This is a genomic window from Burkholderia sp. AU28863 (assembly GCF_002223195.1).
Lineage (GTDB): Bacteria > Pseudomonadota > Gammaproteobacteria > Burkholderiales > Burkholderiaceae > Burkholderia > Burkholderia sola.
Map to the genome: position 1 here is coordinate 332819 of NZ_NKFE01000003.1, position 19424 is coordinate 352242.

23 protein-coding genes are annotated in these 19424 nt (G+C 66.8%); 21 read left to right on the forward strand and 2 right to left on the reverse strand.

Annotated features, from left to right (window positions below):
- Positions 1 to 237: 237 nt before the first annotated feature.
- From CFB81_RS03860 to groL, 8 genes are all read left to right on the forward strand, one after another.
- Complete coding sequence (locus tag CFB81_RS03860; protein WP_089434616.1) at positions 238 to 597, forward strand: hypothetical protein; 360 nt, start codon at positions 238 to 240, stop codon at positions 595 to 597.
- A gap of 56 nt (positions 598 to 653) precedes the next feature.
- Positions 654 to 1169, forward strand: a complete 516-nt coding sequence (locus CFB81_RS03865; protein WP_069621210.1) for a sigma-70 family RNA polymerase sigma factor — start codon at positions 654 to 656, stop codon at positions 1167 to 1169.
- Positions 1166 to 1948, forward strand: coding sequence for an anti-sigma factor (locus CFB81_RS03870; protein ID WP_069621209.1), 783 nt, complete (start codon positions 1166 to 1168; stop codon positions 1946 to 1948). The genes CFB81_RS03865 and CFB81_RS03870 overlap by 4 nt, the downstream gene beginning before the upstream one ends.
- A 26-nt stretch (positions 1949 to 1974) precedes the next feature.
- Entirely contained in the window at positions 1975 to 2394 is a 420-nt protein-coding gene (locus CFB81_RS03875) for a quinol oxidase (protein ID WP_089435319.1), read from the forward strand.
- A complete protein-coding gene (locus CFB81_RS03880) occupies positions 2391 to 3023 on the forward strand; it encodes a DUF1571 domain-containing protein (RefSeq protein ID WP_089434617.1) in 633 nt (210 codons plus the stop codon). Before CFB81_RS03875 ends, CFB81_RS03880 begins: the two co-directional genes overlap by 4 nt.
- Before the next feature lie 43 nt (positions 3024 to 3066).
- On the forward strand, positions 3067 to 3579 hold the full coding sequence (locus CFB81_RS03885; RefSeq protein WP_089434618.1) for an SRPBCC family protein: 513 nt from the start codon (positions 3067 to 3069) through the stop codon (positions 3577 to 3579).
- 393 nt (positions 3580 to 3972) lie between these two features.
- Positions 3973 to 4266, forward strand: a complete 294-nt coding sequence (gene groES, locus CFB81_RS03890) for a co-chaperone GroES (RefSeq protein ID WP_004186661.1) — start codon at positions 3973 to 3975, stop codon at positions 4264 to 4266.
- A gap of 46 nt (positions 4267 to 4312) precedes the next feature.
- Complete coding sequence (groL, locus tag CFB81_RS03895; protein ID WP_069621205.1) at positions 4313 to 5953, forward strand: chaperonin GroEL; 1641 nt, start codon at positions 4313 to 4315, stop codon at positions 5951 to 5953.
- A gap of 184 nt (positions 5954 to 6137) precedes the next feature.
- Here the strand turns inward: groL and CFB81_RS03900 are convergent, their stop codons facing one another.
- Positions 6138 to 7004, reverse strand: a complete 867-nt coding sequence (locus CFB81_RS03900; RefSeq protein WP_050011689.1) for a hydroxymethylpyrimidine/phosphomethylpyrimidine kinase — start codon at positions 7002 to 7004, stop codon at positions 6138 to 6140.
- A 255-nt stretch (positions 7005 to 7259) separates the two neighbouring features.
- Between CFB81_RS03900 and CFB81_RS03905 the strand changes: the two genes are divergently transcribed.
- From CFB81_RS03905 to CFB81_RS03940, 8 genes are all read left to right on the forward strand, one after another.
- Positions 7260 to 7430, forward strand: a complete 171-nt coding sequence (locus tag CFB81_RS03905) for a rubredoxin (protein WP_004186709.1) — start codon at positions 7260 to 7262, stop codon at positions 7428 to 7430.
- Between the two features lie 104 nt (positions 7431 to 7534).
- Positions 7535 to 8836 (forward strand): hypothetical protein, encoded by a 1302-nt coding sequence (locus CFB81_RS03910; protein ID WP_089435320.1) that lies wholly within the window; start codon positions 7535 to 7537, stop codon positions 8834 to 8836.
- Between the two features lie 182 nt (positions 8837 to 9018).
- The gene (locus tag CFB81_RS03915) at positions 9019 to 9597 is read left to right on the forward strand and encodes a YqgE/AlgH family protein (RefSeq protein ID WP_069621202.1); all 579 of its coding nucleotides are present in this window, start codon (positions 9019 to 9021) and stop codon (positions 9595 to 9597) included.
- Positions 9594 to 10043, forward strand: a complete 450-nt coding sequence (gene ruvX, locus CFB81_RS03920) for a Holliday junction resolvase RuvX (protein ID WP_089434620.1) — start codon at positions 9594 to 9596, stop codon at positions 10041 to 10043. Before CFB81_RS03915 ends, ruvX begins: the two co-directional genes overlap by 4 nt.
- On the forward strand, positions 10030 to 10554 hold the full coding sequence (gene pyrR, locus CFB81_RS03925) for a bifunctional pyr operon transcriptional regulator/uracil phosphoribosyltransferase PyrR (RefSeq protein WP_023475283.1): 525 nt from the start codon (positions 10030 to 10032) through the stop codon (positions 10552 to 10554). Before ruvX ends, pyrR begins: the two co-directional genes overlap by 14 nt.
- Before the next feature lie 73 nt (positions 10555 to 10627).
- Positions 10628 to 11659, forward strand: coding sequence for an aspartate carbamoyltransferase catalytic subunit (locus tag CFB81_RS03930; protein WP_006476735.1), 1032 nt, complete (start codon positions 10628 to 10630; stop codon positions 11657 to 11659).
- 61 nt (positions 11660 to 11720) lie between these two features.
- A complete protein-coding gene (locus CFB81_RS03935) occupies positions 11721 to 12998 on the forward strand; it encodes a dihydroorotase (protein ID WP_089434621.1) in 1278 nt (425 codons plus the stop codon).
- 19 nt (positions 12999 to 13017) lie between these two features.
- Entirely contained in the window at positions 13018 to 13875 is an 858-nt protein-coding gene (locus tag CFB81_RS03940; protein WP_089434622.1) for a 1-acyl-sn-glycerol-3-phosphate acyltransferase, read from the forward strand.
- A gap of 32 nt (positions 13876 to 13907) precedes the next feature.
- Here the strand turns inward: CFB81_RS03940 and CFB81_RS03945 are convergent, their stop codons facing one another.
- Positions 13908 to 14747 carry a symmetrical bis(5'-nucleosyl)-tetraphosphatase gene (locus CFB81_RS03945; protein ID WP_089434623.1) on the reverse strand — a complete coding sequence of 280 codons (840 nt, stop codon included), beginning with the start codon at positions 14745 to 14747 and terminating at the stop codon, positions 13908 to 13910.
- A 339-nt stretch (positions 14748 to 15086) separates the two neighbouring features.
- Here CFB81_RS03945 and rfbB point away from each other — a divergent pair, with 339 nt between their 5' ends.
- Genes rfbB through CFB81_RS03970 form a run of 5 tightly spaced genes read left to right on the forward strand, consistent with a single transcriptional unit; the run spans position 15087 to position 19382 of the window.
- Entirely contained in the window at positions 15087 to 16148 is a 1062-nt protein-coding gene (gene rfbB / locus CFB81_RS03950) for a dTDP-glucose 4,6-dehydratase (RefSeq protein WP_089434624.1), read from the forward strand.
- A gap of 11 nt (positions 16149 to 16159) precedes the next feature.
- Positions 16160 to 17053 (forward strand): glucose-1-phosphate thymidylyltransferase RfbA, encoded by an 894-nt coding sequence (rfbA, locus tag CFB81_RS03955; RefSeq protein WP_089434625.1) that lies wholly within the window; start codon positions 16160 to 16162, stop codon positions 17051 to 17053.
- Positions 17038 to 17589 (forward strand): dTDP-4-dehydrorhamnose 3,5-epimerase, encoded by a 552-nt coding sequence (gene rfbC / locus CFB81_RS03960; RefSeq protein WP_089434626.1) that lies wholly within the window; start codon positions 17038 to 17040, stop codon positions 17587 to 17589. The genes rfbA and rfbC overlap by 16 nt, the downstream gene beginning before the upstream one ends.
- Positions 17582 to 18481, forward strand: a complete 900-nt coding sequence (gene rfbD / locus CFB81_RS03965) for a dTDP-4-dehydrorhamnose reductase (protein WP_089434627.1) — start codon at positions 17582 to 17584, stop codon at positions 18479 to 18481. Before rfbC ends, rfbD begins: the two co-directional genes overlap by 8 nt.
- The gene (locus tag CFB81_RS03970; protein ID WP_179234855.1) at positions 18474 to 19382 is read left to right on the forward strand and encodes a glycosyltransferase family 2 protein; all 909 of its coding nucleotides are present in this window, start codon (positions 18474 to 18476) and stop codon (positions 19380 to 19382) included. The genes rfbD and CFB81_RS03970 overlap by 8 nt, the downstream gene beginning before the upstream one ends.
- The last annotated feature ends 42 nt before the right edge of the window (positions 19383 to 19424 follow it).

A 19424-nucleotide genomic window follows, 5' to 3' on the forward strand; every position in this document is an offset into this window, starting at 1 on the left:
CGTTGTCGAAAACGATCTGCGTAGTCGACAAGAAAGACCTTCACGCGTCCGGCGTTCTTTCGTCGCATGAATGGCCGCCACCGCTCGTCGTCGCGCCGCCGCATGGAATAACCGGCCGCCGCCGTCCGTTTACATACCGAGTTCCGGCACAGCCGGCCGGCGGGATAATGATCGCGACGAAGCCGATCGTCCCGTTCGGCGGCGCCGTGTCGCGACACGACGCCAAGGAGAACGGGAATGAAACGGATGCTCTTCGCTGCCGCGCTGACGGCGGCGATCGTGCGGCCGGCGGCTGCGGAACCGCCCCGGGTCGGCGACGGGAAACTGGTCGACGAAGCGCACATGACGCTGTACGTGTTCGATCGCGATGCGCCGGGCAAGAGCATGTGCGACGGCACCTGCGCGGCCAATTGGCCGCCCGCGCTCGCCGACGCGTACGGCAAGGCGTCGGGCGAACTGAGCCTCGTCGCCCGCGACGACGGCAAAAAGCAATGGGCATACCGCGGCCGCCCGCTGTATCGCTGGAAGATGGACCACAAGGCCGGCGACGCGGGCGGCGACGGAATCGGCGGCATGTGGCACGTCGCGCGGCCGTGACCGTGGCCGTGGCGTGACCGTGACCGTGACCGCGCGGCGACGCGCGAGGCGTCCCGATGAGCTATGAATCGGACCTGCTGGTATGGCTTCCGCATCTCACGCGCTATGCGCGTGCGCTGACGGGCGAGCGTGCGTGGGCCGACGATCTCGTGCAGGACACGCTCGAGCGTGCGCTGAACCGGCCGCCGCGCGACGGCGGCAACCTGCGCGCATGGTTGCTGACGCTGTTGCGGCACCGCTTCATCGATCAGTTGCGCGCGCGGCACGAGATCGCGGTCGACGACGCGACGGCGCCGTGGCAGACGATGGCCGCGCCGGCCGGCGAGGTCGGCGGGCTGGAGTTGCGCGACGTGCAGCGCGCGCTGTACCGGCTGCCGGTCGAACAGCGCGAGGTGCTGCTGCTGGTCGCGCTGGAGGAGTTGAGCTATCGCGATGCCGCGCAGGTGCTCGGCGTGCCGGTGGGCACGGTGATGTCGCGGCTCGCGCGGGCGCGCGCGCAGATGCGCGCGTTGCTGTCGGACGCGCCGTCGACGCACGGCGCGGCCACGTTACGGGTGATCGGGAAGCCATGATGGACGATCCGCGCAAGCCTTCGAACGAGCAGGAAGACGATGCGTCGGCGCAACTGCTGTCCGCGCTGCTGGACGGCGAACTGTCCGGGCACGAGCGGCGCGAGATGCTCGCGCGCCTGCAGGCCGATCCGCAGGAAGCCGAGCGATTCGCGCATTACCGCGCACAGCGCGATGCGCTGAAGGCGCTGTTTCCGCTGCCGGGCGCGGCGCCCGCGTTGTTCGTGCAGCGCCGCGCGCCGCGCTGGCGCGCCGTCGCGCACGCGTTCGCGGGGCTGGCGGCCGGGCTGCTGATCGGTGTCGCGCTGCATGCGGGCTGGGCGGCGTTCGGCCGCGAACCGGCGTTCGTCGCGCGCGCCGATGTCGCCTACGCCGTGTACGCGGCCGACCGCGAGCATCCGGTGGAAGTCGGTGCGACCGATCCCGAGCGTCTCGCCGCGTGGTTGTCGGCGCGCGTCGGCCGGCCGGTGCGCGCACCGTCGCTGGACGAATACGGTTACGCGCTGCTCGGCGGCCGGCTGCTGCCAGGCGACGCGGGGCCGGCCGCGCAGCTCATGTACCAGCGCGCGGACGGCGCACGCGTGACGCTGTACATGACCGCATACGACGCGCGGCGTCTCGCGCCGCAGGCGCTGTCGGCCGACGGCCGCTACACGTATTTCTGGTCGGATCGCGGCATGGGTTATGCGCTGTCCGGCCGTGGCGACGAACGGCGTCTGCGCGAACTCGCGATCGACGCATGCGGTGCGCTGGGCGGGCCGACCGACGCGTGGAAAGGATGACGCACGGCGCCCGCGGGGAGCAGGCGATGAAGATGACGATGATGAAGGCGCTCGTGCTCGCGGTGTTCGCCGCGGGCACGGTGCTTGCGCAGGCGGATGGCGACACGCCCGTGCGCGTGCCGGTCGACGCGGACGGTGTGCAGCGCGTGACGATCGTCGGCGGCAGTTATTTCTTCCGGCCGAATCGCGTGATCGTCCGCGCGCACGCGCCGGTCGAACTGACCGTGTCGGCCGAGCCCGGCGTGGTGCCGCACAGTTTCGAAATCGACGCGCCGCAGGCCGGCATCGCGGTACGCACCGAGCTCGGCACGACGCCGAGGACGTTTCGTTTCACGCCGGTGCAGCCGGGGCGATTCGCCTACTATTGCACGCACCGGCTGCTGTTTTTCAGCAGCCATCGCGAGCGCGGGATGGAAGGCGTGCTCGAAGTCGAGGCGGCGCCGTGATCGCCGCGTTGCTGGCCGCGAGCCTGATAGGAGCGAGCATGACAGCCGATCCCGTGACCGTCGCGCAGGCGCATTTCGACCACGTCCGCTCGTACCGCGCGACGATCCGCTCGTCGGCGCGCGACGGCGAGCGCACCGAAATCCGTTACGCGTACCTGAAGCCGGGCTTCGTCCGGATGGATTTCGTGTCGCCGCATCGCGGCGCGGTGCTCGCGTACGATCCCGGCGACGGCAAGGTCAGGCTGCGCCCGTTCGGCACGCATGCGCCGCCCGCGCTGACGCTGTCGCCGTCCAATCCGCTCGTGCGCGACCGCACCGGCCACCGGGTCGACCGCTCGGACGTCGGCGAATTGCTGCGCAACGTTCATGCGCTGCAGCAGGGCGGTGCGACGGTGACCGAAGGCGAGGAGGCCGTCGGCGGCCGGACCGCGCAGCGCGTGCTGGTCACGGGCGCGCCCGCGCACGCGGTCGACGGCGTGCACCGCTACCGGTTGTGGCTCGACGCCGCGGACGGTTTTCCGCTGAAGGTCGTCAGCTATGCCGGCGACGACGACGTGCCGCTCGAAACCGTGACGCTCGACGACGTGGAGATCGACGTCGCGTTTCCCGAGCGTTTCTTCGCGCCCTGACGGCGCGCCGAGCCGCGTTCCTGACGCGCATGCCGGAGGCTGCATGGCGGAGTACCGGTTTTCGACGACCTGGCGGGTGGATGCGCCGCTCGCGGCGGTCTGGGACGCGATCTACCAGGTCGATCGCTGGCCCGATTGGTGGAAGGGCGCCGTGCGCACCGTCGAGCTCGAGCCTGGCGACGCGCGCGGCGTCGGCGCGTTGCACCGGTATACCTGGAAGGGCGCGCTGCCGTACCGGTTGACCTTCGACATGCGCGTGCGGCGCGTCGAGCGGCCGCATGCGCTCGAAGGCCATGCGAGCGGTGCGATCGAGGGCGACGGCTGCTGGTCGTTCGCCGCCGACGGCGCGCGCACCGTCGTGCGCTACGACTGGCACATCCGCACGCACGGCTGGATGAACTGGCTGGAGCCGCTCGCGCGGCCGCTGTTCCGATGGAACCACGACGTCGTGATGCGCGAAGGCGCGAAGGGACTCGCGCGCCGGCTGGGCGCGATCGTCGAGACCGACGGCCGGACCTTCCGGCCGCTGCCCGGCGCGGACTGCGCCGACGCGTGAAACCGGCCCGGCGATGCCGGCCAGCGAGCACGTCGCGGCAGACGAAATCGACGCCCGCACGGTTTTTTTGATGCGATGTCGCCGGTTCCAGGAACTCCGGGCTTACCCGGTGTCCAAACGGGGCTGGATGGGGTCAGCGGGCCGCACGGGCCTGCCTGCCGGGGCGGCTACATTCTTCATCGCTTTGTTTTAAAAGGGGTTTTTGTTGTTTTTGTCCGTTTTTCCCGCCGCGTCGCCGCCCCGAAAATTCCTCCGGTTTCCCTTCTTGAATTTGTCAAAACCCGTCCATATAATTAGCACTCGCTGCACGAGAGTGCTAACAATTCTCTGCCGGGCGCCAAGCCGGGCAGCTTCCCTAAGCGTTCTTCAATCTCAGTCAAGAGAGGAGTGAATATGAACCTTCGTCCTTTGCACGATCGCGTGATCGTCAAGCGCCTGGATCAGGAAACCAAGACCGCCTCGGGCATCGTGATCCCCGACGCCGCTGCTGAAAAGCCGGATCAGGGCGAAGTCCTGGCCATCGGCCCGGGCAAGCGCGACGACAAGGGCGCCCCGATCGCGCTCGACGTGAAGGTCGGCGATCGTGTCCTGTTCGGCAAGTACGCAGGTCAGACCGTGAAGGTCGACGGCCAGGAACTGCTGGTCATGCGCGAAGAAGACATCATGGCCGTGGTCAACGCCAAGTAAGCGTCCTCCGACGGTACATATTCCCAAGAATTCAAGGAGTTAGAAGATGGCAGCTAAAGACGTCGTATTCGGCGATTCCGCCCGTTCGAAGATGGTCGAAGGCGTGAACATTCTCGCCAACGCAGTCAAGGTCACGCTCGGTCCGAAGGGCCGCAACGTCGTGCTCGAGCGCAGCTTCGGCGGCCCGACGGTCACCAAGGACGGTGTGTCGGTCGCGAAGGAAATCGAGCTGAAGGACAAGCTCCAGAACATGGGCGCGCAAATGGTCAAGGAAGTCGCTTCCAAGACCAGCGACAACGCAGGCGACGGCACGACGACGGCAACCGTCCTCGCGCAATCGATCGTTCGCGAAGGCATGAAGTACGTCGCATCGGGCATGAACCCGATGGACCTGAAGCGCGGCATCGACAAGGCGGTCGCAGCGGCTGTCGACGAGCTGAAGAAGATCAGCAAGCCGTGCACGACCAACAAGGAAATCGCACAGGTCGGCTCGATCTCGGCGAACAGCGACTCGTCGATCGGCGATCGCATCGCTGAAGCGATGGACAAGGTCGGCAAGGAAGGCGTGATCACCGTCGAAGACGGCAAGTCGCTGGCCGACGAGCTCGACGTCGTCGAAGGCATGCAATTCGACCGCGGCTACCTGTCGCCGTACTTCATCAACAACCCGGACAAGCAAGTCGCCGTCCTCGACAACCCGTTCGTGCTGCTGCACGACAAGAAGGTGTCGAACATCCGTGATCTGCTGCCGGTGCTCGAGCAAGTCGCGAAGGCCGGCCGTCCGCTGCTGATCATCGCTGAAGACGTCGAAGGCGAGGCACTGGCCACGCTGGTCGTCAACAACATCCGCGGCATCCTGAAGACCGTTGCGGTCAAGGCGCCGGGCTTCGGCGATCGTCGCAAGGCGATGCTGGAAGACATCGCGATCCTGACCGGCGGTCAAGTCATCGCGGAAGAAACCGGCCTGACGCTCGAGAAGGCAACGCTGGCAGAACTGGGCCAGGCGAAGCGCATCGAAGTGGGCAAGGAAAACACGACGATCATCGACGGCGCAGGCGAAGCTGCAAGCATCGAAGCACGCGTGAAGCAAGTGCGCGCGCAAATCGAAGAAGCGACGTCGGATTACGACCGTGAAAAGCTGCAAGAGCGCGTGGCCAAGCTGGCTGGCGGCGTTGCGGTGATCAAGGTCGGTGCTGCGACCGAAGTCGAAATGAAGGAAAAGAAGGCACGTGTCGAAGACGCACTGCACGCGACGCGCGCAGCTGTGGAAGAAGGCATCGTCGCAGGTGGCGGCGTTGCGCTGATCCGCGCACGCACCGCGATCGCAGGCCTGACCGGCGCGAACGCCGACCAGAACGCCGGCATCAAGATCGTGCTGCGCGCAATGGAAGAGCCGCTGCGCCAGATCGTCACGAACGGCGGCGAAGAAGCCAGCGTCGTGGTGGCGGCGGTTGCTGCAGGCAAGGGCAACTACGGCTACAACGCAGCAACGGGCGAGTACGTCGACATGGTTGAAGCCGGCGTCGTCGACCCGACCAAGGTCACGCGCACCGCACTGCAGAACGCAGCTTCGGTTGCAGGCCTGCTGCTGACGACGGACGCAGCTGTCGCGGAACTGCCGAAGGAAGACGCACCGATGCCGGGCGGCATGCCGGGCGGCATGGGCGGCATGGGCATGGACATGTAATCGACTTCGGTCGACGGTGTCCGGAGCGCGCAGCGATGCGCGTTCCAGCCAAAAGAAAAGACCCGCAGCGATGCGGGTCTTTTTTTATGCGTGCGAGGTTTGATGCGGGCGCGGGGCGGCCGGATACGTCACGCGTCAACGCGGCGCGGCGTGCGGCGGCGAGACCGGCCCGCCGCGTCGCGACTCAATGCCGATGCGACGTCCTCGGCACCAGGTCGGCCTTCACGGCCGGCGGCGTGTCCGACTCGTCGTTGCTGCGCGCCCAGAAGAACCGGTCGGGCAGGTACGCGCCCATGCCGGGCCGGAACGCGTCGCGCACGGCCTGATACAGGTATTCCTGCGCCTCGCGCACGGCTTCCGGCGGTTCCTGGCCGTTCGCGAGCAGCGCCGCGATGGCCGCGCCGAGCGTATCGGTGATGCCCATCAGCCGGTGCGGCGAGCGATCCCACATGTCCTCGCGAAGCTGGCCTTCCTCGCCGTACAGCGTATTGACGAGCCGGTGCGAGCCCGTTTCCGACGACAGGATGTATTCGCAGCCCTGCGACAGCAGGTGCGACACGGCCGCGTCGAGATTCGGCGCCTCGGCATCGCCGTCCGGCTGCGCGAGCGCGATCAGCGTCGCGTGGTCGGCCACCAGCAACGTGGTTTGCGGGGCGAGCAGGTCGGCGATCGATTCGCGCAGGTCGTCGGCGGCGAGCACGTGTTCGTCGTCGAGCGTGAAGTCCGGCGCGAGCACGAGCGGCACGCCGTCGTAGTCGGCAACGACTTCGGCGATAGCGCTCACGACTTCCGCACGCGTCGCCGCGCCGATCTTGAACGCGGCAACCGGCATGTCCTCGAGCAGCATGCGCGCCTGTGCGGCGACGACGTCGGGGTCGAGGCCGGTCACTTCATCGCAGGCGGCCGAGTCGCGCACGGTATAGCCGGTCAGGACGGACACGCCGTGACAGCCCATGCTCGCCAGGGTCATCAGATCGGCTTGGAGGCCGGAGCCGCCGGTGGGATCGGACAGGCCGAAGGTGAGGACGATCGGAGGGGCGTTGCTGGACATGTAAAAATGGGGCAAGAGAAAAACGGACAAGCGACGGAGATGCGGACGGCGAGGCGAATGGGCTTGTTCGGCCCTGTGTTGCCCGGCAGGCCGCACTTTTCAACCATTATGCGGTGGAATCCGGCCGGTACGACGGATTTTTTAGCGCAGCGCAACGTAGTTGCCGTCCTCCAGCGCGATTGCTAGGCAGTCCGGCCCCGACACGGTACCATCATGGCTCCCGAATTTACCGACTTTTCCCCGACGCGGCTTAAGATGGAATACAAGAGCTGGATGTGCCTGATTTGTGGCTGGATTTACGACGAAGAAGCCGGGCTGCCGGAAGAGGGCATTGCCCCGGGCACGCGCTGGGAAGACGTCCCGATCAACTGGACGTGTCCCGAATGCGGCGCCCGCAAGGAAGACTTCGAGATGGTCCAGATCTGATCGGACCGCTGGCCCACGGACACTCCGCTCAGGCCTCGCACCGGCCCGGCGCTTGCGCGCCGCGGTTCGCGCGAGCGACTTGACGATGACAGGCGCGCGTGTCCATGACGTCCGATCCGGCGAACGTTCCCCACCCTGACGCATTGCCCAACCCGCGCGGCGGGGCCGTACGCGCGGCCGACGCGTGGCTGGCGGCGGCCGCCGACGCATTCGAGCGGCGCGACGATGCCGCGGCGCCGCTTGCGGCGGCCGCGGCCGTGCTCGCGGAAGCCGGCTGGCTGCCGGCCGCCCGTTTTGCCGGCCAACTGTCGGCCGCCGTGCCGCTCGTCGCCACCGAGCCGACGTCGGCCGGCTGGCGCGCGGCGCTGCACGATTTTCGTGCGGCCGTCGGGCGCCACAACCTGCGCGAGCTCGCGTGCTCGCCGATTCTCTTCGAGCATTTCCGTGCGTTGCGCGCGCAAAGCGCCGCCGACCTGCGCGCGAGCACGCCGCTCGATGCGCTCGCGCTGGTCGGCCGCGCGGTGCCGCCTGCCACGCTGCGTGCGCTGCCCGACGCCTTCGCGCCCCGGATTCGCGCCCGCTACGAGCAGGCGCTGCTCGGCGTGCTGCGCACCGAACACGGCGTGCCGGGCGCGGCGCTCGACGAAGTCGACGCGATGCTGGCCGTGCTCACCGACGACGGACCGTACGATTTCTGGCGACTCGCGGCCGCATGCGTGCGCGCGCTGCGCGCGAGCGGCGCGCCCGAGCTGAAGCGCTTTCTCGCGCGAATCAACCTGCTGCTGGGCGAACACGCGCAGGGCCGGCGCAGCGCGCCGCCCGAGCTGGTGCGGGAAACGGTCGCGCTGCTATGGCGCGATTTCGCGCTGTTCGGCGCCGCGGCCGAGGACGTCGCGCTCGTCGACGTGCTGCACGACTACGGGTTGACGGTCGACTGGCACGTCGCCGGCACGCCCGCATCCGAAGCATTGTGGGAAGCCGATGCCGCGCGGGCCGAGCACGATGCGCTCGCCGCCGCGCCCACGCGCGCGCTCGGCGTCGTGACCGTCAACGCGCATGCCTATGAGGATTTCCTGCAGACCGCCGATGCGTCGATGGCCGACCTGGCGGCCAACCCGGCCACGGCCGACGCCGGCGCCGCATGGCATGCGTCCGCCGCCGCCTACCGGGTCGGCACGGCCGCGTGCGCGCTCGGGCTCGGCCACGCGGCGCTGCTGGCCGACACGCTGGGCCTGGCGTGGCGCCGTGCGGCGCACGGCCTGCCGCTCGCCGACGGCGGTCTCAATGCGCACCGCCACGCGTCCGACATGCTGCGCGCGGCGCTCCTGAAGATCGCGGCCGGCGTCGCGCCGCCGGATCTCACGGCGGCGTCCGAAGCGCTCGGCACGGCCCTCGGCCGGGCCTGACGAACAAGGGGGCGAACACGCGACGGCGGCCCTTGCCGCGCGGGCCCGCAACACGCTGCCGACAGCGCCCGCGCGCGTGTTAGAGTGCCGTGTGATCCGCGCGCGCCGTTGCCAGCGCGGCGCGGCGTTGCTTGTTGATCGCGGCCCGGTCAGGTCGCGGCGTCTTTGCTAAAATTCAAACCATGTCAAAGCCTTCCGATCGCATCAATCTCACCAACCAGTTCCTGATCGCCATGCCGAACATGGCCGATCCGACGTTCTCGGGAACGGTGATCTATCTTTGCGATCACAGCGAGCGCGGTGCGCTCGGCCTCGTCATCAACCGTCCTACCGACATCGACCTCGAATCACTGTTCAACCGCATCGACCTGAAGCTCGACATCGAGCCGCTACTGCACATTCCCGTGTACTTCGGCGGCCCGGTCCAGACCGAGCGCGGCTTCGTGCTGCACGAGCCGGTCGAGGGCGCGAGCTACAACTCGTCGATGTCCGTCGACGGCGGGCTCGAGATGACGACGTCGAAGGACGTGCTCGAGGCGGTCGCAACGGGCAACGGCCCGAAACGCTTCCTGCTGACGCTCGGCCATGCGGGCTGGGGCGCCGGGCAGCTCGAGGAAGAAATTTCCCGCAACGGCTGGCTGACGGTCGCCGCCGATCCGCGCATCGTGTTCGACACGCCGGCCGAGGAGCGCTTCGAAGCCGCGCTCGGCCTGCTCGGCGTCAGTTCGTCGATGCTGTCCGGCGAAGCAGGGCACGCATGAGTGGCGCGAGCGCGCGCGATGCGACGCTCCTGGCGTTCGACTACGGCGAGAAACGGATCGGCGTCGCGATCGGCAACGCGCTGACGCGCTCGGCCCGTGCGCTCGTCGTGATCCAGAACCTGAACCGCGAACACCGCTTCAAGGCGGTCGGCGACCTGCTGGCTGAATGGCGGCCGGACGCGCTCGTCGTGGGCCTGCCGATGCATCCGGACGGCACGCCGCACGACATGACGCAGCAGGCGAAGCGCTTCGGCAACCAGCTGAACGGCCGCTTCGGGCTGCCCGTCACGTGGATCGACGAGCGCTATTCGTCGGTCGAGGCCGAGGCCGGGCTGCGCGAGCGCAACGTGCGCGGCCGCGCCCGCGCCGACATGCTCGATGCCGAAGCCGCGCGTGTCATCCTTCAACAGTATCTCGATCAATTGTCCGACCATGAGCACCATTGACGCCGAGGCGCTTTACCGCGTCCTGCTCGACCAGATCCGCGCCGCGTACGGCACGGCGTTCGCCGAACCGGGCGGCCCGCGGCTCGCCGGCATTTACAGCGGCGGCGCGTGGCTCGCCGAGCGCCTCGCGCGCGATCTCGGCGCGCCGGCGTTCGGCGTCGTCAACGTCGCGCTGCATCGCGACGACTACGCGAAGAAGGGGCTGCACAGCCAGGCCAGCCCGACGTCGCTGCCGTTCGAGATCGACGGCGCGCGCATCGTGCTCGTCGACGACGTGCTGTACACCGGGCGCACCGTGCGCGCGGCGCTCAACGAGCTGTTCGACTACGGTCGTCCGGCCGCGGTCGAGCTCGCGGTGCTCGCCGATCGCGGCGGCCGCGAGCTGCCGGTCGCCGCACGCTTCGCGGGCGGCACGCTCGACGTGCCGGCCGACGCGACGCTCGTGCTCGCGCGCGACGATGCGCGCTTCACGCTGCGTATCGAGGCCCACAGCGAGTCGCACGGCGCCTGAACGACACGCGAACCGTATCCCGGGCCGCTGGTTTGCACCGCGGCCCGTTTGCATAGTTGGAATCACGCACACCATGACCACCGACACCACTGGCCGCACCGGCAATCCCGCGGCGGCCGCGAGCCCCGACCGGTTTCGCTACGGTTTCCTGAAGGGCAACCCGCAGCTCACGAAAAACGGCGAGCTGAAGCACCTGCTGTCGATCGAGGGCCTGCCGCGCTCGATCGTCAATCACATCCTCGATACGGCCGAGCAGTTCGTCAGCGTGACGGACCGTGAAGTGAAGAAGGTGCCGCTGCTGCGCGGCAAGTCCGTGTTCAACCTGTTTTTCGAGAACTCGACGCGCACGCGCACGACCTTCGAGATCGCCGCGACCCGCCTGTCGGCCGACGTGCTGAACCTGAACATCAATGCGTCGTCCACGAGCAAGGGCGAATCGCTGCTCGACACGATCAACAACCTGTCGGCGATGCATGCCGACCTGTTCGTCGTGCGCCACGCGTCCAGCGGCGCGCCGTACCTGATCGCCGAGCACTGCGCGCCGCACGTGCACGTGATCAACGCCGGCGACGGCCGCCACGCGCACCCGACGCAGGGCCTGCTCGACATGTACACGATCCGTCACTACAAGCGCGACTTCACGAAGCTGCGCGTGGCGATCGTCGGCGACATCCTGCATTCGCGCGTCGCGCGCTCCGACATCCACGCGCTCACCACGCTCGGCGTGCCGGAAGTGCGCGCGATCGGCCCGCGCACGCTGCTGCCGGGCGGCCTCGAGCAGATGGGCGTGAAGGTGTTCCACAACCTCGACGAGGGGCTGAAGGGCGTCGACGTGATCATCATGCTGCGCCTGCAGAACGAACGAATGAGCGGCGCGTTGCTGCCGTCGGCGCAGGAGTATTTCAAGACGTGGGGCCTGACGCCCGAGCGCCTCGCGCTCGCCGCGCCCGACGCGATCGTCATGCACCCGGGCCCGATGAACCGCGGCGTCGAGATCGATTCGCAGGTCGCCGACGGTCCGCAATCGGTGATCCTCAACCAGGTCACGTTCGGCATCGCCGTGCGGATGGCGGTAATGGGCATCGTCGCCGGCAACAGCGACTGAGCGCGCTTTCGTGCGTCCTCATTCAGGCATTCAACGCAATCAACGCATTTACAGACAGCGCATGAAGATTCATATCCAAGGCGGCACGCTGATCGACCCGGTCGCCGGCACCGAACGACAGGCCGACGTATTCGTCGCGGACGGCAAGATCGCCGCGCTGGGCAGCGCGCCGGCCGGTTTCACCGCGGACAAGACGATCGACGCATCGGGCCTGATCGTCGCGCCCGGCCTCGTCGACCTGTGCGCGCGGCTGCGCGAGCCCGGCTACGAACACAAGGCGACGCTCGCGTCCGAGATGGCCGCGGCCGTCGCGGGCGGCGTCACGACCCTCGTGTGCCCGCCCGACACCGATCCCGTGCTCGACGAGCCCGGCCTCGTCGAGATGCTCAAGTTCCGCGCGCGCAACCTGCGCCAGGCGAACGTGCATCCGCTCGGCGCGCTCACCGTCGGCCTCAAGGGCGAAGTCATCACCGAGATGGTCGCGCTGACCGAATCCGGCTGCGTCGGCTTCACGCATGCGAACGTGCCGGTGCGCGACACGCAGGTGCTGCTGCGTGCGCTGCAATACGCGAGCACCTACGGCTACACGACGTGGCTGCGTCCGCTCGACGCGTTCATCGGCCGCGGCGGCGTGGCCGCGAGTGGCGCGCTTGCGTCGCGGCTCGGGCTGTCCGGCGTGCCGGTCGCGGCCGAGACGATCGCGCTGCACACGATTTTCGAACTGATGCGCGTGACGGGCGCGCGCGTGCACCTCGCGCGGCTGTCGTCGGCGGCCGGGCTGGCGCTCGTGCGTGCAGCGAAGGCCGAGGGGCTGCCCGTGACCTGCGATGTCGGCGTGAACCACGTCCACCTGATCGACGTCGACATCGGCTACTTCGATTCGCAGTTCCGGCTCGATCCGCCGCTGCGCGGCGAGCGCGATCGTGAAGCGATCCGCGTGGCGCTCGCCGACGGCACGATCGACGCGATCTGCTCCGATCACACGCCGGTCGACGACGACGAGAAGCTGCTGCCGTTCGGTGAAGCGACGCCGGGCGCGACGGGGCTCGAGCTGTTGCTGTCGCTGACGCTGAAGTGGGCGGACGAGACGCGCACGCCGCTCGCGCAGGCGCTGCGCCGCATCACGTCCGCGCCGGCCGACGTGCTGCAACTGTCGGCGGGGCGCCTCGCCGAGGGCGGCGCGGCCGACCTGTGCGTGTTCGATCCGCGCGCGCACTGGCGCGTCGAGTCGCGTGCACTGAAGAGCCAGGGCCACAACTCGCCGTTCCTCGGCTACGAACTGCCGGCCACCGTACGCGCGACGCTCGTGGCCGGGCAGGTCGCGTTCGAGCGCCACTGAACCACGCCGGACCTTCGCCATGACCGCTCTTCGCAAGCTGCGTCTCGTCTTTCACCTGTTGCGCGGCATGGTGATCGTCGCGCTGCGCTTTTCGCGCGTCACGCCGGCGCACCGCGCCGAGTTGACGCGTCGCTGGTCGCTCAAGATGCTGCGCATCTGCGGGATGCGCCTCGTCGTCCACAACGACGGCGCGCGGCTCGACGCGAGCGCGCTCGTCGTGGGCAACCACGTGTCGTGGCTCGACATCTATGCGGTCAATGCGTGGCGGCCGACGCCGTTCGTGTCGAAAGCGGAGGTGCGGCAGTGGCCGGTCGTCGGCTGGCTCGCCGAAAAGCTCGACACCGTGTTCCTGCAGCGCGAGAAGCGCACCGAGGCGATGCGGATCATGCACGAGATGGCCGAGCGCCTGCGCAACGGCGGTGTGATGTGCGTGTTTCCGGAAGGGACGACGTCCGACGGCCAGGATCTGCTGCCGTTCCATGCGAACCTGTTCCAGGCCGCGGTGTCGGCCGGGTGCGCGGTGCAGCCGATCTGCCTGATGTACGAGGACGCGCACGGGCGGCAGTCGGTCGCGCCGGCCTATACGGGCGATCTGTCGCTCGGCAAGTCGCTCGACATGGTGCTGCGCGGCGGCCCGCTCGTCGCGCATCTGTACGTGTGCGAGCCGATCCCGCCGGGCGGTGATCGTCGTGCGACATCCGCGGCGGCCCGCGATGCAATCGCGGCTGCGCTGGCGACGTTGCAGGAGAAGGTCGGCAAGCCGACGGCCGAGTCGCTCGCCGAGTTGCAGAAGCATGCGTATCCGGCGACCGAGCTCGGCGCCGACGGGGCGGGCGATGCGACTGCCGATGCGCCCGTGCCGGGGCGCGAAGGCTGACGCGTCGGCGGCGCGCGTGAATTAGCGTGCCGTCATTCGCCGCCCGGCGTGCGGCACACTTCGCACTGCACCTGCGTGACCGTGCGCTGGGCCGGATCGGCCGTCAGCCGCACGGCTGACAACTGATTCCCCCATACGCATCCCGAATCGAGCGCGACGACGTTGTCGCGCAGCATCAGGCCGAGTGCGGCCCAGTGTCCGAACACGACCGTCACGTCCTCGGTGCGGCGCCCCGGCACGTCGAACCACGGCAGGTAGCCGGGCGGCGCGCTGTCGGGGCCGCCGTTCGCCTTGAATTCCATCGCGCCATCGGGCGTGCAGAAGCGCAGGCGCGTGAACGCGTTGAACGCGACGCGCATCCGGTCGCGTTTTTTCAGGTCCGGACTCCATTGATTCGGCTCGTTGCCGTACAGGCCTTGAAGTGTGTCGCGCCAGTCGGGCGCGCGGAGTGCGCGCTGGAGTTCGTCGGCGAGTTCGAGCGCGAGCGTCGTGTCCCATTGCGGTAGCACGCCGGCGTGGACGAGCAGCTTTCCGTCTTCGACATGCACGAACGGGCGGCGGCGCACCCAGTCGAGCAGCGCGTCGGCGTCGGGCGCGTCGAGGATCTCGCCGATGGTGTCGCCCGGGCGTTCGGTGCGAAGGCCGGCGGAGACCGCGAGCAGGTGGAGGTCATGGTTGCCGAGCACGACGGTCGCGCGCGGGCCGAGGCCGACGACCGCGCGCAACGCGGCCAGAGAGCCCGGCCCGCGGTTGACGACGTCGCCGGCGATCCAGAGGGGCGTGTCGGCGGGGGCTGAAAGCTTGTCAAGCAGCGACTGGAAAGCGGAATGGCAGCCTTGGATGTCGCCGATGGCGATGGGGGGGAGGGTCATGAGAGGCGAATCCTGCGGGGTTCTCGGATAAAAGAAGAGTACTTGGCGGATGCCGGAATTTTCGGGATTCTTGTTCTCTAAAATGCCATTGATTTGAAAAGAAATTTCGTTCCCAGTCCGGGTGCGGAGCGCTGTATCAAGTTGTTAGCGGCATGGCTTTTGCGTGGCTTGGCTCCCTATAATTGTCGTTTTCCCGAACAAAATTAGCATTTCATGACTTTGGCGGTCATGTCGACCGGTTAAAATTCCCGGTCTGATGCGGCGACCACGGTTGCTTGCTATGAATCTGAAGCGGCCGGTGTCCAACGGCGCCGGCCGCGCATTACTAGAGGGAGCCTCATGATCCTGGTTACGGGCGGCGCGGGTTTTATCGGTGCCAACTTTGTACTCGACTGGCTGCGCGATTCCGACGAGGCCGTGCTCAACGTCGACAAGCTGACGTATGCAGGGAATCTTCGCACGCTCAAGTCGTTGGACGGAGACCCGAAGCATGTGTTCGCGCGCGTCGATATATGTGACCGTGACGCTCTCGACGCGCTGTTCGCCGAGTACAAGCCGCGCGCGGTGCTGCACTTTGCCGCCGAAAGCCACGTCGATCGTTCGATTCACGGTCCTGCGGACTTCGTGCAGACCAACGTCGTCGGCACGTTCACGCTGCTCGAGGCGACCCGCCAGTACTGGAACGGCCTCAACGACGCCGACAAGGCTGCGTTCCGCTTCCTCCACGTGTCGACCGACGAAGTGTTCGGTTCGCTGTCGGCGACCGATCCGCAATTCTCCGAGACGACGCCGTACGCGCCGAACAGCCCGTATTCCGCGACGAAGGCCGGCTCGGACCACCTGGTGCGAGCCTACCATCATACGTACGGCCTGCCGACGCTGACGACGAACTGTTCGAACAACTACGGTCCGTACCAGTTCCCCGAGAAGCTGATTCCGCTGATGATCGCGAATGCGCTCGCCGGCAAGCCGCTGCCGGTGTATGGCGACGGGCAGAACGTGCGCGACTGGTTGTATGTCGGAGACCATTGCAGCGCGATCCGCGAGGTGCTCGCCCGCGGCGTGCCCGGCGAGACGTACAACGTCGGCGGCTGGAACGAGAAGAAGAACCTCGAAGTCGTGCACACGCTGTGCGACCTGCTCGACAAGGCACGCCCGAAGGCGGCCGGTTCTTATCGCGACCAGATCGCCTATGTGACCGATCGCCCCGGCCACGATCGCCGCTACGCAATCGATGCGCGTAAGCTCGAACGCGAACTCGGCTGGAAGCCTGCGGAAACGTTCGAGACAGGCCTCGCGAAGACGGTCGACTGGTATCTCGGCAATCAGGCTTGGGCTGACGAAGTGGCGTCGGGCGAGTATCGCAAATGGGTCGAGACCAACTACGCGAAACGAGCCTGAGGAGCAATGCGATGGCACGTAAAGGCATAATCCTCGCCGGCGGCTCCGGCACCCGGCTGTATCCGATCACGCACGTCGTGTCGAAGCAGTTGCTGCCGGTGTACGACAAGCCGATGATCTATTACCCGCTATCGACGCTGATGATCTCGGGTATCCGCGACGTTCTGATCATTTCGACGCCGCAGGACACACCGCGTTTCGAGTCGATGCTCGGCGACGGCAGCCAGTGGGGGATGAACATCCAGTATGCGGTGCAGCCGTCGCCTGATGGACTCGCGCAGGCGTTCATTATAGGCAAGGAATTCGTCGGCAACGATCCGTCGGCGCTGATTCTCGGCGACAACATCTTCTACGGCCACGATCTCGCGAAGCAGCTCGAGCGCGCGCATGCGCAGGAAGCCGGCGCGACCGTGTTCGCGTATCACGTGCATGATCCGGAACGTTACGGCGTCGTCGAATTCGACAAGTCGTTCCGCGCGTTGTCGATCGAGGAGAAGCCCGTGAAGCCGCGTTCGAATTACGCGGTGACGGGCCTGTACTTCTACGACAACCGCGTGTGCGATATCGCGGCCGACATCAAGCCGTCGCCGCGCGGCGAACTGGAAATCACCGACGTCAACTCGCGATATCTCAAGGATGGCGCGCTTAATGTCGAGATCATGGGGCGCGGTTACGCGTGGCTCGATACCGGCACGCACGATTCCTTAATCGAGGCAGCCAGCTTCATCGCGACGCTGCAGAAGCGGCAAGGCCTCGTTGTCGCGTGCCCGGAGGAAATCGCCTACCGCCGCAACTGGATAAACGCGGAACAGGTGCTGAAGCTCGCACAGCCGCTCGCGAAGAACGCGTACGGTCAGTATCTCAAGAACATTCTTACGGACAGAGTTGCATGGCCATCCAAGTAACGGCGACGGCGCTGCCCGAAGTCAAGATCATCGAGCCGAAGGTGTTCGGCGATGCGCGCGGGTTCTTCTACGAAAGCTTCAACGGGAAAGAATTCGCCGAGCAGGTCGAGGCTGGTGTCGAATTCGTGCAGGACAATCATTCGCGGTCGTCGAAGGGCGTGCTGCGCGGGCTGCACTATCAGATCCAGCACGCGCAGGGCAAACTCGTGCGTGTTGTCGAAGGCGAGGTGTTCGACGTCGCGGTCGATATTCGTAAGCGTTCGCCGAACTTCGGCAAGTGGGTCGGCGTTCTCCTGTCGAACGACAATCATCGTCAGCTATGGGTGCCACCTGGGTTCGCGCACGGTTTCGTCGTGCTGTCGGACGCTGCGCAGTTCCTTTACAAGACGACCGATTACTGGTTTCCGGAGCACGAGCGCAGCATCGTGTGGAACGACCCGGCGATCGGGATCGAATGGCCGATTGATTTCGAGCCGTTGCTGGCCGCGAAGGACGCGGCGGGCGAGCGTTTGAGCGAAGCCGAAGTCTATGCATGAGATGGGCGTGAAACCTGAGCCGACGATCCTTGTGACGGGCGTGAACGGTCAGGTCGGATTCGAATTGTTGCGCGCGCTGCAAGGGTTGGGGCGCGTGGTGGCGTGCGATCGTTCGATGCTCGATCTGTCCGATCTACAGCGCGTGCGTAGTGTCGTGCGCGAGTTGAAGCCGTCAATTATCGTGAATCCGGCCGCCTATACGGCCGTCGACAGAGCGGAGGCGGACATCGATGCCGCGCGTCGGATGAACGTCGATGTGCCGCGTGTCTTCGCGGAGGAAGCGGCGCGCAGCGGCGCGGCGCTGGTTCATTACTCGACCGATTACGTGTTCGACGGCACCAAAGAGGGCGCCTATGTCGAAACGGACGCGACCAACCCGCAGAACGTCTATGGGCTGACCAAGCTCGAAGGCGAGCAGGCGATCGCGGCGGCGGGATGTGCGAACCTGATTCTGCGGACGAGCTGGGTGTACGGGCGGCGCGGCAAGAACTTCCTGCTGACGATGCTGAAGCTAGCGAGCGAGCGTCCGGAACTGCGTGTAGTCGCGGATCAGATCGGCGCGCCGACTTGGTCGAAGACTATTGCCACGGCTACATCGCACATCGTCGCACAGGCGTTGGCTGCTGGTGATGCGCACTGGTGGGCGGAGCGTTCCGGCGTGTATCACTTCACGTCGGCCGGTGCGACGTCGTGGCACGGGTTTGCCGAAGTCATCTTTGCGGAGGCGATGGGCGAGCGTGCGCCGAAGGTCGTGCCGATTCCGGCAAGCGACTATCCGGTGCCTGCGAAGCGTCCGGCAAATTCGAGGTTGTCTCTCGACAAGCTGGCCGGGACGTTCGGCCTGCATATGCCGGTTTGGGACGATGCATTACGGCTCTGTCTGAGTGAGTAACTCCAACGAACTATCGGCCCGTCGGAAGCGCACGGGCATCGTGATTGTCTTCTATCGACCGGACCGCGATTGCGTGGCCCGGGCGAACCGGCTCGCGGCTACGTGGCCATGCGTGGTCGTCGACAATACCGAATCCGTATCCACGGCGGATGCGTTGGGGTTGGACGACGGAATCGACTACCTGGCAAACGGTGCGAACCGAGGCATTGCCACGGCGCTCAACCAGGGCGTCGAGCGATTGCTTGACGCAGGTTGCACGAGTGCGCTGCTGTTCGATCAGGACAGCGAACCCTCGGCGCAGCTGCTGACGGAACTGCCGCAACTACTCGACGATGAGCGCGCACGCAATCAGCGCGTGGCGCTCATCGGGCCGGCATACGAAGATGCGCGCTTGGGCGGAATCGCACCGTTTGTCCGTTTTGGCTACCTGAAGCTGCAACGCATCGAGCCGACCGGGACACGACCGGTCGACGTCGATTTTCTGATTACGTCAGGTTCGTGCATCAATCTCGCGGCGTGGCGCGACATCGGTCCCATGGACGATACGCTGTTCATCGATTTCGTTGATTTGGAGTGGTGCGTTCGCGCGCGTTCGAAAGGCTACGCGGTACTGGGCGCGCCGACACTGCGGCTTGCGCACGAACTTGGCGGTGAACCCGTGCGCGTGTTCGGCAGAAAGTATCCAGGGCATAGTGCGGTGCGCCATTACTACCTGTTCCGTAATGCCGTGGCGCTGATCAGACGCAGTTACGTGCCCTGGACCTGGAAATCGACCGAACTCGTCAAGATGCCGTTTCGTCTTGCGATCTATGCGCTTTTCATGCAGCCTCGCCTGACTCACTTGCGGCTGTCGCTGCTGGGCATCTGGCACGGGATACTCGGCCGTGCCGGAGCGCTCTGATTTCGTCGGCGATAATTGTCCGATGATTCCCTATTCATTCAT

What these genes read in the sequence shown, in the direction of transcription:
- CFB81_RS03860 (WP_089434616.1), top strand. Translation starts at nt 238, where the DNA reads ATGAAACGGATGCTCTTCGCTGCCGCGCTGACGGCGGCGATCGTGCGG.
- CFB81_RS03865 (WP_069621210.1), top strand. Translation starts at nt 654, where the DNA reads ATGAGCTATGAATCGGACCTGCTGGTATGGCTTCCGCATCTCACGCGC.
- CFB81_RS03870 (WP_069621209.1), top strand. Translation starts at nt 1,166, where the DNA reads ATGATGGACGATCCGCGCAAGCCTTCGAACGAGCAGGAAGACGATGCG.
- CFB81_RS03875 (WP_089435319.1), top strand. Translation starts at nt 1,975, where the DNA reads ATGAAGATGACGATGATGAAGGCGCTCGTGCTCGCGGTGTTCGCCGCG.
- CFB81_RS03885 (WP_089434618.1), top strand. Translation starts at nt 3,067, where the DNA reads ATGGCGGAGTACCGGTTTTCGACGACCTGGCGGGTGGATGCGCCGCTC.
- groES (WP_004186661.1), top strand. Translation starts at nt 3,973, where the DNA reads ATGAACCTTCGTCCTTTGCACGATCGCGTGATCGTCAAGCGCCTGGAT.
- groL (WP_069621205.1), top strand. Translation starts at nt 4,313, where the DNA reads ATGGCAGCTAAAGACGTCGTATTCGGCGATTCCGCCCGTTCGAAGATG.
- CFB81_RS03900 (WP_050011689.1), bottom strand. Translation starts at nt 7,004, where the DNA reads ATGTCCAGCAACGCCCCTCCGATCGTCCTCACCTTCGGCCTGTCCGAT.
- CFB81_RS03905 (WP_004186709.1), top strand. Translation starts at nt 7,260, where the DNA reads ATGGAATACAAGAGCTGGATGTGCCTGATTTGTGGCTGGATTTACGAC.
- CFB81_RS03910 (WP_089435320.1), top strand. Translation starts at nt 7,535, where the DNA reads ATGACGTCCGATCCGGCGAACGTTCCCCACCCTGACGCATTGCCCAAC.
- CFB81_RS03915 (WP_069621202.1), top strand. Translation starts at nt 9,019, where the DNA reads ATGTCAAAGCCTTCCGATCGCATCAATCTCACCAACCAGTTCCTGATC.
- ruvX (WP_089434620.1), top strand. Translation starts at nt 9,594, where the DNA reads ATGAGTGGCGCGAGCGCGCGCGATGCGACGCTCCTGGCGTTCGACTAC.
- pyrR (WP_023475283.1), top strand. Translation starts at nt 10,030, where the DNA reads ATGAGCACCATTGACGCCGAGGCGCTTTACCGCGTCCTGCTCGACCAG.
- CFB81_RS03930 (WP_006476735.1), top strand. Translation starts at nt 10,628, where the DNA reads ATGACCACCGACACCACTGGCCGCACCGGCAATCCCGCGGCGGCCGCG.
- CFB81_RS03935 (WP_089434621.1), top strand. Translation starts at nt 11,721, where the DNA reads ATGAAGATTCATATCCAAGGCGGCACGCTGATCGACCCGGTCGCCGGC.
- CFB81_RS03940 (WP_089434622.1), top strand. Translation starts at nt 13,018, where the DNA reads ATGACCGCTCTTCGCAAGCTGCGTCTCGTCTTTCACCTGTTGCGCGGC.
- CFB81_RS03945 (WP_089434623.1), bottom strand. Translation starts at nt 14,747, where the DNA reads ATGACCCTCCCCCCCATCGCCATCGGCGACATCCAAGGCTGCCATTCC.
- rfbB (WP_089434624.1), top strand. Translation starts at nt 15,087, where the DNA reads ATGATCCTGGTTACGGGCGGCGCGGGTTTTATCGGTGCCAACTTTGTA.
- rfbA (WP_089434625.1), top strand. Translation starts at nt 16,160, where the DNA reads ATGGCACGTAAAGGCATAATCCTCGCCGGCGGCTCCGGCACCCGGCTG.
- rfbC (WP_089434626.1), top strand. Translation starts at nt 17,038, where the DNA reads ATGGCCATCCAAGTAACGGCGACGGCGCTGCCCGAAGTCAAGATCATC.
- rfbD (WP_089434627.1), top strand. Translation starts at nt 17,582, where the DNA reads ATGCATGAGATGGGCGTGAAACCTGAGCCGACGATCCTTGTGACGGGC.